Consider the following 12908-nt stretch of genomic DNA (forward strand, 5'->3'; position numbering starts at 1 on the left):
TGTCAGGAATACGTGACACCCTTCGTCATGTATTTCGCTAGGGTTTCCCCATGCGCGCCGACCGCTTGGTCTCCCTGGTCCTGTTGCTGCGTCAGCGGGGCCGGACGACCGCGGAGACACTCGCCCGTGAGCTGGAGGTGTCGACCCGGACGGTGCTCCGCGACATGGAGGCACTCTCCGCGGCGGGGGTTCCGGTCTACGCGGAGCGCGGGCGGCACGGCGGATTCGCGCTCCTGCCGGATTTCCAGACGGCGCTCACCGGCCTGAGCCACGACGAGGCGCTCGCTCTCGTGGTCGCCGGATCACGGCGCGGCGCGCAGCTGTTCGGTCTGGGACCGGCGCTCGCCTCGGCCGTACTGAAAGTGGTCGACGCGCTGCCCGAGGGGCTGCGGGACACCGCCACCGGAGCGGCCCGGCGGCTGCTCGTCGACCCGGAGACCGACCTGCTCTCCCGTCGCGTGGCCCCCGAGGAGGTCTCGGACTCCATCACCGCAGAGGTCCGGCGGGCGGTCTTCGCCGGGCACAGACTGCGCATCTACTACGAGGCCGTGGGCCGGCCCCCGACGTGGCGCACGGTGGACCCGATCGGTCTGGTCACCGTCAGGGACCAGGGCTACCTGCTGGCCAAGCGGGGCACCGAGGACCGCACCTACCGGTTGAGCCGGATCCTGGCGGCCGAGGAGCTCGGCGAAGCCGCGCGGCGTTCGGACACGGTGGACCTGGACCGGGCCTGGCGCGAACGCAACGTGCGGTTCCGGACCGGCGGTGACAGCACCGCCGTGGTGGTCCGCGTGGATCCCGCCCGTCGGGAGCACCTGGTCGCCACCGCTCTGGAGGTCCGCTCCGAGGAGACCGACGACGACGGCCGGCTCCGGCTGAACGTCGTCTTCCAGGACGCACGGCACGCGGAATGGGCACTGTGGGAGCACGCCACGGACGCGGAGGTGGAGGCCCCGCAGTGGCTGCGCACCTCCCTGCACCACCGCGCGACGGTGATCGCGGCCCGCTATCGGCCACCGGCCTGACGCCGCTGCCCTCCGGCCTGGTGGGCGTCGGCGAACCTCGGTCAGGCCTGTTCGAAGTGGAACGCCTTGATGAAGCAGTCCCGGGGCTGGGCTACGGCGAAGAGGACGCACTCCACGAAGTCGGGCGGGTAGAGCGAGATCACCCGGACCCCTTGCGAGCGCAGGCGCTTGGAGAGGATCTCGGTGAACCCCGCCTGGGCGCTCTTGGCCGCGTAGAAGGCGTCGTGCGCGTCCGAACGGTGGTGGCCCGGCGCTCCGCAGGCGGAGACCATCGTCACCACAGGAGGGGGAGGGAGCTCGTGGATCGGGTGGTGCCGTGCGTCGCGGTTCTACGCTATCGGTCATGGTCGCTCACGAACGGTCGTTCACGGTCAACGATGGTGTTGAGGTGCCCAGCCCCGGAGCGGACGAGGTCTGGACCGTCGGCGCTGTCATCCTCAATCGGGAGGGGCACGCCTTTGCGCAGAAGCGGAGCCGGGACCGTCGCCTGTTCCCCGGGACCTGGGACATCGTGGGCGGTCATGTCGAGGAGGGCGAAACGCTTCTGGAGGCACTCGCACGTGAAGTCGAGGAGGAGACCGGCTGGCGCCTGACCCACGTGCGACGGTTCCTCGGCGCCACGGCCTGGACGGGGGACGACGGCGGTGGCCTGCGTCACGAGGCCGACTACCTGGTCGAGGTGGACGGCGACCTGGACCATCCAAGGCTGGAATGGTCCAAGCACTCCGCCTACGACTGGTTCGGCCCCGGCAGCCTCGCCCGCCTCAAGGAGAACTGCCGACCAGGGGAGTACCTGATCCACGACCTCATCGCGAGTGCCGTTGCCGGCTCGTCCGGACCGGCCGGGTGAGCTCGTGAGGGTCGCCGCCGCCGCCGCGGCGGCGACCCGGGGATCGCCGGCGCCGTCCCGTCAGGTGCGGGTCCAGTGCTGGTTGGCGCCGTTCGAGCAGGAGTAGAGCTGGATCAGGGTTCCGTTGGCGGTGCCGCCTCCGACGGCGTCGAGGCAGAGGCCGGACTGGACGCCGACGACGGACCCGTCGGAGCCGAGGCGCCATTTCTGGTTGTCGCCGCCCCAGCAACTGTAGATCTGGACCTTGGTCCCGTTGCCGGTGCCGGCGGCGTCCAGGCACTTGTCGCCGTAGACCCTGAGCTCTCCGGCGTCGGTGTACGTCCACTGCTGGTTGGTGCCGCTGTGGCAGTCCCACAGCTGGAGCTGGGTGCCGTCGGAGGTACTGGCGTCGGGCACGTCGAGGCAGCGGCCCGAACCGACGCCCTTGATCTGTCCCCCGTCCGCGGGGGGCTCCGAGGAGTCGCCGCCGTTGAGTGCGTCGAGGACGGCGGTGTAGGCGGCCTTCTTGCTGCCGTCGTTGTTGAACAGCAACGGCGTCTGCTCCGATCGCCAGGAGTCGCTGTCGCGCACACCCCAGACGGTGATGCCGAGGCAGCGCGAGACGGCCAGGCAGTCGTTCGTCACGTTGGCGTAGGTCGAGGCCGGGGCGCCCTGGATGTCCAGTTCGGTGATGGCCACGTCGACGCCGAGGGCGGCGAAGTTCTGCAGGGTGGTGCGGAAGTTGCTGTTGTAGGGGCTGCCGCTGTTGAAGTGCGACTGGAAGCCGACGCAGTCGATCGGTACGCCGCGCTGCTTGAAGTCCCGCACCATGTTGTACATGGCCTGGGTCTTGGCCCAGGTCCAGTTCTCGACGTTGTAGTCGTTGTAGCAGAGCTTGGCGGACGGGTCGGCGGCGCGCGCGGTGCGGAAGGCGACCTCGATCCAGTCGTTGCCGGTGCGTTGCAGGTTGGAGTCCCGGCGGGCGCCCGAACTGCCGTCGGCGAAGGCCTCGTTCACGACGTCCCACTGGACGATCTTGCCCTTGTAGTGGGCCATCACGCCGTTGATGTGGTCGATCATCGCCTGGCGCAGTGCGCTGCCGCTGAGGCTCTGCATCCAGCCGGGCTGCTGGGAGTGCCAGGCCAGGGTGTGGCCGCGCACCTGTTTGCCGTTCTGCACCGCCCAGTTGTAGACGCGGTCGGCGGAGCTGAAGTTGAACTGGCCACGCTGCGGTTCAGTGGCGTCGATCTTCATCTCGTTCTCGGCCGTCACCATGTTGAACTCACGGTTCGCGATCGACGTGTACGTCGAGTCGCTCAGCCTGCCCGAGGCGATGGCGGTGCCGAAGTAGCGGCCGCTCTGCGCCGCCGCGGCGCCGAGCGTGCTCTCGGCGGCGTGTGCTCTCGGCGGCGCGATCAGCGCGGTGGCCGCGCCGAGGACGCCGACGACCAGCGCCAACAGCAGGACGCGAATGCTCCTGCGGACACCGGATCTGGGAAGGGCGTAGGAGCCCATGACTGTGCCTCCAAGGTAGTGGTCACGGAAGGACTGGAGCGCAGGGAAGTCAGACAGGAATGATTGAGGTGTTGACGATGCTCGGTCAATACTTGGCGCCGGAAAAGTTTCAGTTCTTCTGCGAAAGTTTCGAAACCAGGTGAGTAGGGCCTGATCTGCGAGGTCCCGAGCCCTTGTGGGACGGTCTTCCGTGTGACGTGCGGCGTAGGGCGCGTCGCCTCTCATGAATGTTTCGGGGTGGCGGCGATACATGCGAGAGGTATTGACGACGTTCACCGGTTCTCTATGATGCGGAGCGCTCGACTCTTCGACCGATGTTCGGTATTACGAACATGCCGTGTCGCTCTCTTGCCCGGCAAGGAACCGCCCACCCAAGTTGAGGGAGTTCCCATGCACAGAGGAAGTTTCAGCCGCGGGCATACGCCCGCGGTGCTCGCCGCCGTGGTCGCGGCCCTGGCCGCGCTGGCGGCGCTGCTCGTCGCCACCGCCCCCGCTCAGGCGGCCGGCAGCGGCGCCCTGCGCGGTGTCGCTTCGAACCGGTGTCTCGACGTGCTGGGCGGCAGCGAGACCGACGGCGCGCTGCTGCAGATGTACGACTGCTGGGGCGGCGCCAACCAGCAGTGGACCTCGACGGACTCCAACCAGCTCACCGTGTACGGCGACAAGTGCCTGGATGTTCCGGGGCACGCCACCGCGCCCGGTACCCGGGTGCAGATCTGGTCCTGCTCCGGCGGTGCGAACCAGCAGTGGCGGGTGAACTCCGACGGCACGGTGGTCGGTGTGGAGTCCGGGCTGTGCCTGGAGGCGGCGGGCGCCGGCACGGCCAACGGCACGGCGGTGCAGCTCTGGACGTGCAACGGCGGCGGCAACCAGAAGTGGACCGGCCTGACCGGCACGCCGCCGACGGACGGCACGTGTGCGCTTCCTTCGACGTACCGGTGGTCCTCGACGGGGGTCCTGGCGCAGCCGAGGAGCGGGTGGGTCGCGCTGAAGGACTTCACCACGGTGACGCACAACGGCAGGCACCTGGTCTACGGGTCGACCTCGTCGGGGTCGTCGTACGGCTCGATGGTGTTCAGCCCCTTCACCGACTGGTCGGACATGGCGTCGGCCGGCCAGAACGCGATGAACCAGGCCGCGGTGGCGCCCACGCTGTTCTACTTCGCGCCCAAGAACATCTGGGTGCTGGCGTACCAGTGGGGTTCGTGGCCCTTCATCTACCGCACGTCGAGCGACCCCACCGACCCCAACGGCTGGTCCGCTCCGCAGCCGCTGTTCACCGGGAGCATCTCCGGCTCCGACACCGGCCCGATCGACCAGACCCTGATCGCCGACGGACAGAACATGTACCTGTTCTTCGCCGGTGACAACGGCAAGATCTACCGGGCGAGCATGCCGATCGGGAACTTCCCGGGCAACTTCGGTTCCTCGTACACCACGATCATGAGCGACACCAAGGCCAACCTGTTCGAGGGCGTGCAGGTCTACAAGGTCCAGGGCCAGAACCAGTACCTCATGATCGTCGAGGCGATGGGCGCGAACGGGCGCTACTTCCGTTCCTTCACGGCCTCCAGTCTGAGCGGCTCGTGGACCCCGCAGGCCGCCAGTGAGAGCAACCCCTTCGCGGGCAAGGCCAACAGCGGGGCCACCTGGACCAACGACATCAGCCACGGCGACCTGGTCCGCGACAACCCCGACCAGACCATGACCATCGACCCCTGCAACCTGCAGTTCCTCTACCAGGGCAAGTCCCCGAACGCGGGCGGGGACTACAACTCGCTGCCGTGGCGGCCGGGAGTCCTCACCCTGCGGCGCTGACCTTCCCGACGGACGGTGACCGCATGCGGTGCGGCGAGCGGCGTACGGCGAGTACCGCCAAGTCGTCCTGCTGCGGTCCCTCCGTGAAGGCGTGGACGTCGTCGACGAGCGCGTGGGTGAGCCGGCCCGCGGTGATGTCGACGTGGCCGGCCAGGCGTGTCTCCAGCGGGTAGAAGGTGCCGGCGGGGGAGCGGGCCTCGGTGAGACCGTCGGTGCACAGCAGCAGCGTCGCCCCGGCGGGGAAGGGGAACCAGGACACCGTGCGCGGCTCGTCGACGAGGTCGGCCAGGCCGAGCGGCGCATGCTCCGTCCCGTCGCCCACGGCGGTGACGGTCCCGTCGTGCAGCAGGTAGGGCGGGATGTGGCCGCATGTGACCAGCTGGGTCTCGGCGCCGGTGTCCACCCCCAGGACGACGGCGGTGACGAACCGTTCCGGCTCACCGCGCTGTTCCGCGTAGCCGTTGTGCCGGACCACCGCCGCCTCGAGCGAGTCCACCAGCGCGGTGACAGTGGGCTCGCGGTGGGCGGCCTCACGGAAGGCACCGACCACGTCGATGGCCATGCCGATGGCGGGGAGCCCCTTGCCCTGGACGTCGCCGATCAGGACCCGGGTGCCCCAGGGGGTCGCCGCGACGTCGTAGATGTCGCCGCCGACGAGTTTGTCCTGCTGCACCGGCTCGTACACGCCGTCCACGAGCACGTCGTCGGTGAGCAGCGGCAGCGGACGCAGGATCTGCCGCTGCATCGCGGCAGCGGTCGACCGCAGACGCACCAGCGTGCCCTCGCGCGTGATGCGCAGCCAGGATCCGTAGACGGCCAGCGCGCCGAAGCCGAGGGCGAACAGGGCCAGGGTCACCCGGTCGGCGAGCTGCTCCGTGGACAGGGCCACGGGCACGATGACGACGATGCTCACCCAGGCGGAGACGAGCGTGGTCTGGCGTGGGGTGCACAGCGCGGAGGCGAACGCGGGGAGGAACACGAGCAGCCCGATCAGGAGCACGGCGGTCTCGGTCACCGCACCGAGGACGACCGTCACCACCGTCGCCGCGATCGTCACCAGTGCGACAACACGCGTGGGAGGCGTGCGGATCGCGCTGCCGTCGTCCCGGTCCGCACCGCCCTCCGCGGGGACCGGCGCCGCACGCGACGGACGGAACATGCGCGCAACCTCCAGTGGCGGCGTGATCGGGTGGTGCGGATGCCGCACCCGGCGACGGGCGGGCGCCCTCGATCATCCAATCCGGTCGAAGTGCCGGAGGGAGGCTGGCCGTACCCGGGCCGAAGTGCGTCCACCCGGGTGATTGCGGCGGGAACCTCGGGCCGACTGCCGGACATGGACAGGGTATGGAACTGAACGACGCCGGTCCTGCCGTACCGGTCGGCGGGGTGTCCGACCGGGAGCTGTGGGCGCGGGCCGTCGACGGCGATCGCGAGGCCTTCGGCCGGATCTTCGACCGTCACGGGAAGGCCGTCTACAACCATCTCTTCCGGCGGACGGCCGACTGGTCCGAGGCCGAGGACCTCACGTCCACGGTGTTCCTGCACGCCTGGCGACGGCGGTCGGAGACGGTGCTCGACCGGGACTCGGCGCTGCCGTGGCTGCTGGGCATCGCCAACGGCCTGTTGTCGAACACCAGGCGGCGGCTGAGGCGGGCCGAGGCGCTGCTGCACCGGCTCGTCTCGCACGAGGAGCCGGTGGGCGACCACGCGGACCGCGTCGCCGGGAGGGTCGACGACGAGCGCCGTATGTCGGAGATCCACCGGGCGCTGGGCCGGCTGCCGCGGCACGAACGCGAGGTCGTCGAACTCTGTGTCTGGTCGGGCCTCGACCAGCAGGCGGCCGCGGCGGTGCTGAAGGTGGCGGTGGGAACCGTGAAGTCCCGCCTGCACCGGGCGCGGCGCAGGCTGGGGGCCGACCTCGGCGGAGCCGCCGACCCGGCGCGGTTCAGTTCCAGGAATCCCGTCAACGAGAAGGAGGTCGCACGATGAACGACCCGCAGGGCGTTCCCGCGGCTCCTTTCGATCGTGATCTGCCGAACCACCGGCGGACCCGAGAGGAACTACTGATGAAGATCGGTCCGGAGAACAACGGGGCCTCGCCGCAGCGCAGATGGGGACTCAGGTGGGGCGTGCCGCTCGGTGTCGCCTCCGGTGTGACGGCGGTGAGCGTCGCGGCCGTGGTCGTCCTCGGCGGATCGGGGAGCACCGGACCGAGCGCCGCCGACCCCGCACACGGCGGCGGCCCGGCGCAGGGCGGCGGCCCGGCCAACTCCACTCCGGCACCGGGTCCGAGCGCGTCGGCCTCGCCCGGCGGGACCTCGCCCGAGGCCGACTTCACCGTCACCGACGCGACCACGACGCCGATCGACGCCGGGACCGCCACCAGGATCCTCTCCTCCTGCCTCGGGCCGGACGCGTCGCGGTACCACGCCGTCGTCGCGGTGCGTACGCCCCTCGCCACCGAGGACTGGGACGGCGTGGTCGTCGCCGTCGACTCCGCCGGCCAGTACGTGCAGTGCCAGTCCAAGGGCGACAAGGGCACCAGCCAGGACTCCCCGCCCACCTTCATCAACGACCGGCTGTGGGGCACCGGCCGGATCGTCGAGTACTTCGACTCCATGCTCGTGCCCGCCGGAGAGGGGAAGTACCTCATGCTGGGCGCCGGGCACTACTCGTCCGACGTCGCCGAGATCACCGTCAGCTACGGGGAGGACCCGAAGCAGTACCCGGCCCGCATGGCCGACGGCGCGTTCGTCTACGGGGCCGCGCTCTCCCCGGACACGCCCCCCGGCCGGCGCTACACGGGCCCGAGCCCCTACGTCCACGCCTACGACGCGTCGGGCCGGGAGATCTACAACCAGGCCGAGGACCCGAAGTTCACCGACCGGTGACGTACTTGATGATCCGCACCCCGGTGAGCCCAGGGCTGTCCCGTGGGCGTCGGCCATTGTGGCCGGGCGTCGGGGCGGCTATGGTTCCTCTTATCTGAGAGAGTCACCTCATTTAAGAGATCCATCAGACTCATGCACATGGAGTGCCATCATGTTCATTGCTGCGGCGACGGACGGCGTGTCCGTCGCTCCGAGCTGGGACCGCGCTGCCGCGGCCGACACACGCCGGCTGGGGGAGGTGCCGGCCGCCCACGTCGGCGACGCGCTGGAGCGGATGACCGTCATGGACGGCGGCATCCGGCTGCTCACCGGGCACACCGCCCTGCTGGGCAACGCCCTCACGGTGGACGTGCGCTCGGGCGACAACCTCGCCGTCCACCGGGCGCTCGACGAGGCCCGGCCGGGCGACGTCCTGGTCGTCAACGGCCACGGGGACACGACCCGCGCGCTGGTCGGCGACCTCATCGGCGAGATCATGGTGAACACCGGGGTCACCGGCGCCGTGGTCGACGGCGCGGTCCGTGACGTACAGGCGCTGTCCGAAATGGGGCTGGCCGTCTACGCCCGGGCGATCACCCCCGCCGGGCCCTTCAAGGACGGGCCCGGCGCCGTCGGATCCCCGGTGGCGGTCGGCGGCATGGTCGTGGCGTCGGGTGACGTGCTCGTCGGTGACGCCGACGGCGTCGTGGTCGTTCCCCGGCGGCGGGTGGCGGAGGTCGTGGCCGCGGTCGACGGGATCGCCGAGAAGGAGGACGCGCTCCGCGGGCGCATCCTCGCCGCGCGCCCCGACCGCGCGGTGGTGGCCCGATGACCGCCACCTCGCCCGCCTCCCGGATCGCGGAACTGCGCCGCCTCTCGCGCCGCCCGGCCCTCGCCCCGGCCCCGCCGGGGGCCGTCTCCCTGGCCATGGGGGAGCCGGACCTCCCGACCCCGCCGACGGTGGTCCAGGCCGCGGTGTCCGCCCTGCGCGAGGGGCACACCCACTACGCCGACCAGCGGGGCCTGCGCGAGCTGCGCGCCGCGCTCGCGGCCGGACTGCCGGAGCGTCCCGGCCGGGCGTGGCACGCGGACGACGTCCTGGTCACCCACGGGGCCACCGCCGCGCTGGCGGCGGTGGTGCTCGCGACGATCGGCCCCGGCGACCGGGTGGTGGTCCCGGAGCCCGCCTACTCGCTCTACGCCGACCTGGTCGTCCTCGCCGGCGGCACGGTGGACTTCGTCCCGCTCGCCCCGGACCTGCACTGGGACCTGGACGCACTGGCCGCCGCACTCCCCGGCGCCGCGATGATGATCTTCTCGAACCCGTCGAACCCGACCGGCATCGTGCACCGCAGGGAGGAACTCGAAGCCCTCGGCAAGCTCCTCGACGGCACCGACGTCCTGGTCGTCAGCGACGAGGCGTACCACCGGCTGGCCCACCCGGGCCACGAACCGGTCTCGGCGCTGGAGATCGAGTCGCTGCGCGACCGGACGGTGTACGTGCAGACGTTCTCCAAGACGTACGCGATGACCGGCTGGCGGGTGGGGTGTCTGACCGGGCCGCGCGAGGTGCTGGACGCGGCGGCCCAGGTGCACCGGACCTGGAACGGCTCGCTGAACACGGCGGTCCAGCACGCGGCCCTGGCCGCCCTGGACCTGCCGGACGGCGTCGTCGAGGCCATGGCCGACCGGTACCGGCGGCGCCGGGACCTGGTCGTCGGGCGGCTGTCCGGCGTGCCCGGCCTGCACCTGGTGCCGCCGGAAGGGGCGTTCTACGGGTTCCTGCGCTACGACTCGGGCCTGCCCTCGGAGGTGGTCGCGCGCGAACTCGCCGCCCGCCAGGTACTCGTCCGGGCCGGCGCCGAGTACGGGCCCTCCGGCGAGGGACACCTCCGGATCTCCTTCGCGGCCTCCGAGGACGACCTGTGGGTCGGGCTGGAACGGATCGTCCGCTACTTCGGCGAGGCGAGCTCCTGAGGGCCCCGTACGGCACCTCGGCCGGGGCCGCCGCCCCAGGGAGATACCCTTTGCCTGCACTTCTGTGAGGCGGAGGACGCCCGTGACCGATCAGCAGGCCGCCCCGCCCGGGCGGCGCAAGCCGCGCAGCGACACCCGGCGCAACCACCGCCGCCTCCTCCAGGCCGTCGGTGAGCTGGCCCGGGAGGCGCCCGACCAGCTCACCATGCAGGCGGTCGCGTCCCGCGCGGAGATCGGTCCCGCCACCGCGTACCGCTACTACTCCTCGGTCGACGACGTACTGGCGGCCTATGTGCTCAGCGTCGTCGAGCAGCTCCGCGACTTCAGCCTCGCCTCCACCGCGCAGGGACGGCCGCTGTTCGACGCCCTCGTGGACAAGTGGGTGGACCTGCTCGCCGAGCACGGCCCGGCGCTGGTGCAACTGCGGTCCCGCCGGGGCTACCTGGAGCGGCTGCACGACGGCAACGAGATCATCGTCGCGCTGCGGGACGCCTGGAGCGAGCCCGTGCGCGGACTGCTCGACGACATCGGCGTGGTGGACGGGATGCTCGAACACGCCCTGTTCCTCAGCAACATGATCTTCGACCCCCGGGAGATCCAGGACCTGCTGCGGGAGACGGGTCTGTCCCGCCGTGAGGTCATCGCCCGGCTGACCGAGGCGTACTGCGGCGCGCTGCGCGGGTGGGTGCGGGCGGGCTGACCGTCCCACCCCCTACCCCGGTATCACTCCGCATTGGCTCCCGGGTATGACGCCCGGAGCGTAGCCGTCCACCCACTCTGCACCTCGTCGCCAGGCACCACCGCACCGGCGTTGGAGCCTTCCTTCAGGCGGCCCATGAAGTGATAGATGAATCTCAAATAAGATAGCTCTATCTAGTGGAGGTCAGCGATGACCAAGCAGCAGCAAGAGACCGTACGAGCGGGCGAACTCGACGTCGGGTTGCTCGACGACGGCGACGGCGTGCCGCTCCTGCTCGTCCACGGCGGGGAGAGCGACCGCACCCAGTTCGCCACGCTCCGCGCGGGACTCGGCCCGGGGATCAGGGCGGTCTCCTACGACCAGCGCGACTCCGGGATCACCGTGAACCCGCCGGTTCCCTACACGCCCGAGGTCCTCGCCGACGACCTCGTCGCCCTGCTCGACGCGCTGGGGCTCGCGCGGGCACACCTGCTGGGCACCTCCTTCGGCGGCGCCGTCGCCCAGCACGCCGCACGCCGGCACCCCGAACGGGTCGCGTCCCTCGTCCTGGTCGCCACCACGCCGAGCTACGCGATGGGCAGCGCGGCGATCGACGAACTCCTGGAGATGTCCCACGAGGACCGGCAGAAGGCGGCCGCGGACTTCTTCTTCACGCCCGAGGGCCAGGCCGAGCAGCGCGCCCGGCCGGCCCGGACCCTCACCCGCCGCACCCCCGAGCAGAGCGTCCGCCGCCACGACGCCGCCCGGCGGCACGAGATACGGGACGGTCTCGGGGACATCACCGCACCCACCCTGATCGTGCACGGCACGCAGGACCGGCTGGCGCCCTACGAAGGCGCCCTCCTGATGGAACGGCGCATCCCGAACGCCGAGTTGCGCCCGATCGAGGGCGGACGCCACGGGATCGCGGTGGAGTTCGCGGACACGGTCGCCCACTGGGTGCGCGAGTTCCTCGGGGTCAACGGCCATGGCTGACACCGCCCGCGACGTCGCGGACCGGATGGCCGAAGCCGCCCGGGCGTGGCTGGACTCCCTGGATTCCATGGATTTTCCGGACGACGGCCGGCGCGCGGCCGCGGTCGGACCGGCACCGGCCCCGGGCACCCCGGGCGAGGCCGAGGGCGAACGCACCCGCTGGTACTACACGCCCACGGACCACGGCGGCCTGACCCTCCACCAGCAGCGCCCGGCCCAGCAGCGCCTGGCCATGCGCCTGGTCGCGAGCGGGCTGTCCGACGCCGGATACGTCACCGTCGCCACCGTGCTCGGCCTGGAGAACGTGCTCGACCACGTCGAGGGCTTCTCGGTGAACTGGGGCCGGGAGCGGACCCGCGACCCCGGCATGTACTACCTGCGCGTCTTCGGCGAGCCCGGCGGGCCGCGGCCGTGGGGCTGGCGGTTCGGCGGCCACCACGTCTCGCTCAACAACCTCGTGGTGGACGGGCGCGTCGTCGCCACCACCCCCTGCTTCCTGGGCGCCGACCCCGCCGCCTCGCCCCTCCTGGGCGGCTCGACGCTGCGCCCGCTGGGGACGGCCGAGGATCTGGCGCGCGAACTGGTGCGTTCCCTGCGCCCCGAGGCCGCCGCCCGCGCGGTCCTGCTGCCCCGCGCCCCGAACGACATCGTGGCGGGCAACAGCGCCCGCATAGGCGACCGCGTGATCAGGCGCCGCGAACTCTGGCGCCCCGGCACCCACACCCCGGACCGCGCCGAGCAGCCGTCCACCGGACTCGACGGCGACGAACGGCGGGCGCTGGCCCTCACCCCGGCGCCCAAGGGCGTACCGGGCGCGGAACTCGACGCGGCCCAGCGGGAGTTGCTGCGCGCCCTGCTCGGCGCCTACCTCGGCCGCGTCCCGGACGGGGCGTCCCCCCTGCCCCGCTACGACGACCCCGCCGCGCTGGACGCCGTACACCTCGCCTGGGCCGGTCCGACCGCGCCGGGCGAGCCGCACTACTACCGGCTGCAGGGCCCCCGGCTGCTCATCGAGTGGACCAACGTCCACCGCGGCGTCAACCACGCGCACGCCGTGTGGCGCGACCCGGAGACCGACTTCGGCGGCGACGTCCTGGCCGCCCACCACGCGGCCCATCACGCGGCCCACGACGCAGCCGACCACGCGGCCCATCACGCCGCCCACCACGCCGCCCACCACCCGAACGGAATGTGACTGA

The 12908-nt window shown here is 71.4% G+C and carries 12 protein-coding genes and 1 pseudogene; 10 read left to right on the forward strand and 3 right to left on the reverse strand.

The window, feature by feature from the left end; translation table 11 throughout:
- The first annotated feature begins 50 nt into the window (after positions 1-50).
- Positions 51-1025, forward strand: a complete 975-nt coding sequence (locus ACH4D3_RS00940) for a helix-turn-helix transcriptional regulator (RefSeq protein WP_398314965.1) — start codon at positions 51-53, stop codon at positions 1023-1025.
- A gap of 41 nt (positions 1026-1066) precedes the next feature.
- Here ACH4D3_RS00940 and ACH4D3_RS00945 read toward each other — a convergent pair.
- A pseudogene (locus ACH4D3_RS00945) lies at positions 1067-1312 on the reverse strand (SDR family NAD(P)-dependent oxidoreductase); the annotation flags it as partial.
- 56 nt (positions 1313-1368) lie between these two features.
- On the opposite strand from ACH4D3_RS00945, the gene ACH4D3_RS00950 reads away from it, so the two are divergent.
- Positions 1369-1875 carry an NUDIX hydrolase gene (locus tag ACH4D3_RS00950; RefSeq protein WP_398314966.1) on the forward strand — a complete coding sequence of 169 codons (507 nt, stop codon included), beginning with the start codon at positions 1369-1371 and terminating at the stop codon, positions 1873-1875.
- Between the two features lie 60 nt (positions 1876-1935).
- On the opposite strand, the gene ACH4D3_RS00955 is transcribed toward ACH4D3_RS00950, so the two are convergent.
- Positions 1936-3369: an endo-1,4-beta-xylanase gene (locus ACH4D3_RS00955; RefSeq protein ID WP_398314967.1), complete on the reverse strand. Its 1434-nt coding sequence runs from the start codon at positions 3367-3369 to the stop codon at positions 1936-1938.
- Positions 3370-3759: 390 nt separating this feature from the next.
- Here ACH4D3_RS00955 and ACH4D3_RS00960 point away from each other — a divergent pair, with 390 nt between their 5' ends.
- The gene (locus ACH4D3_RS00960; protein WP_398314968.1) at positions 3760-5187 is read left to right on the forward strand and encodes a non-reducing end alpha-L-arabinofuranosidase family hydrolase; all 1428 of its coding nucleotides are present in this window, start codon (positions 3760-3762) and stop codon (positions 5185-5187) included.
- Here the strand turns inward: ACH4D3_RS00960 and ACH4D3_RS00965 are convergent.
- On the reverse strand, positions 5171-6346 hold the full coding sequence (locus ACH4D3_RS00965) for a PP2C family protein-serine/threonine phosphatase (protein ID WP_398314970.1): 1176 nt from the start codon (positions 6344-6346) through the stop codon (positions 5171-5173). The two genes, ACH4D3_RS00960 and ACH4D3_RS00965, sit on opposite strands and share 17 nt — an antisense overlap.
- Before the next feature lie 185 nt (positions 6347-6531).
- Between ACH4D3_RS00965 and ACH4D3_RS00970 the strand changes: the two genes are divergently transcribed.
- The 7 genes from ACH4D3_RS00970 to ACH4D3_RS01000 all read left to right on the forward strand — a co-directional run bounded on the left by ACH4D3_RS00970 (position 6532) and on the right by ACH4D3_RS01000 (position 12904).
- Positions 6532-7176 (forward strand): RNA polymerase sigma factor, encoded by a 645-nt coding sequence (locus ACH4D3_RS00970; protein WP_398314972.1) that lies wholly within the window; start codon positions 6532-6534, stop codon positions 7174-7176.
- Positions 7177-7253: 77 nt separating this feature from the next.
- The gene (locus ACH4D3_RS00975; RefSeq protein ID WP_398314974.1) at positions 7254-8078 is read left to right on the forward strand and encodes a hypothetical protein; all 825 of its coding nucleotides are present in this window, start codon (positions 7254-7256) and stop codon (positions 8076-8078) included.
- 151 nt (positions 8079-8229) lie between these two features.
- A complete protein-coding gene (locus ACH4D3_RS00980; RefSeq protein ID WP_398314976.1) occupies positions 8230-8889 on the forward strand; it encodes an RraA family protein in 660 nt (219 codons plus the stop codon).
- Positions 8886-10034, forward strand: coding sequence for a pyridoxal phosphate-dependent aminotransferase (locus ACH4D3_RS00985; RefSeq protein WP_398314978.1), 1149 nt, complete (start codon positions 8886-8888; stop codon positions 10032-10034). The genes ACH4D3_RS00980 and ACH4D3_RS00985 overlap by 4 nt, the downstream gene beginning before the upstream one ends.
- Positions 10035-10116: 82 nt before the next feature.
- Positions 10117-10734, forward strand: coding sequence for a TetR/AcrR family transcriptional regulator (locus ACH4D3_RS00990; RefSeq protein WP_398314980.1), 618 nt, complete (start codon positions 10117-10119; stop codon positions 10732-10734).
- 189 nt (positions 10735-10923) lie between these two features.
- The gene (locus ACH4D3_RS00995; RefSeq protein ID WP_398314982.1) at positions 10924-11709 is read left to right on the forward strand and encodes an alpha/beta fold hydrolase; all 786 of its coding nucleotides are present in this window, start codon (positions 10924-10926) and stop codon (positions 11707-11709) included.
- Positions 11702-12904, forward strand: coding sequence for a DUF3500 domain-containing protein (locus ACH4D3_RS01000; protein ID WP_398314984.1), 1203 nt, complete (start codon positions 11702-11704; stop codon positions 12902-12904). Before ACH4D3_RS00995 ends, ACH4D3_RS01000 begins: the two co-directional genes overlap by 8 nt.
- The last annotated feature ends 4 nt before the right edge of the window (positions 12905-12908 follow it).

It is taken from the genome of Streptomyces sp. NPDC018026 (assembly GCF_044327745.1).
Taxonomy (GTDB): Bacteria; Actinomycetota; Actinomycetes; order Streptomycetales; family Streptomycetaceae; genus Streptomyces; species Streptomyces rubrogriseus.

What these genes read in the sequence shown, in the direction of transcription:
- ACH4D3_RS00940 (WP_398314965.1), top strand. Translation starts at nt 51, where the DNA reads ATGCGCGCCGACCGCTTGGTCTCCCTGGTCCTGTTGCTGCGTCAGCGG.
- ACH4D3_RS00950 (WP_398314966.1), top strand. Translation starts at nt 1,369, where the DNA reads ATGGTCGCTCACGAACGGTCGTTCACGGTCAACGATGGTGTTGAGGTG.
- ACH4D3_RS00955 (WP_398314967.1), bottom strand. Translation starts at nt 3,369, where the DNA reads ATGGGCTCCTACGCCCTTCCCAGATCCGGTGTCCGCAGGAGCATTCGC.
- ACH4D3_RS00960 (WP_398314968.1), top strand. Translation starts at nt 3,760, where the DNA reads ATGCACAGAGGAAGTTTCAGCCGCGGGCATACGCCCGCGGTGCTCGCC.
- ACH4D3_RS00965 (WP_398314970.1), bottom strand. Translation starts at nt 6,346, where the DNA reads ATGTTCCGTCCGTCGCGTGCGGCGCCGGTCCCCGCGGAGGGCGGTGCG.
- ACH4D3_RS00970 (WP_398314972.1), top strand. Translation starts at nt 6,532, where the DNA reads ATGGAACTGAACGACGCCGGTCCTGCCGTACCGGTCGGCGGGGTGTCC.
- ACH4D3_RS00975 (WP_398314974.1), top strand. Translation starts at nt 7,254, where the DNA reads ATGAAGATCGGTCCGGAGAACAACGGGGCCTCGCCGCAGCGCAGATGG.
- ACH4D3_RS00980 (WP_398314976.1), top strand. Translation starts at nt 8,230, where the DNA reads ATGTTCATTGCTGCGGCGACGGACGGCGTGTCCGTCGCTCCGAGCTGG.
- ACH4D3_RS00985 (WP_398314978.1), top strand. Translation starts at nt 8,886, where the DNA reads ATGACCGCCACCTCGCCCGCCTCCCGGATCGCGGAACTGCGCCGCCTC.
- ACH4D3_RS00995 (WP_398314982.1), top strand. Translation starts at nt 10,924, where the DNA reads ATGACCAAGCAGCAGCAAGAGACCGTACGAGCGGGCGAACTCGACGTC.
- ACH4D3_RS01000 (WP_398314984.1), top strand. Translation starts at nt 11,702, where the DNA reads ATGGCTGACACCGCCCGCGACGTCGCGGACCGGATGGCCGAAGCCGCC.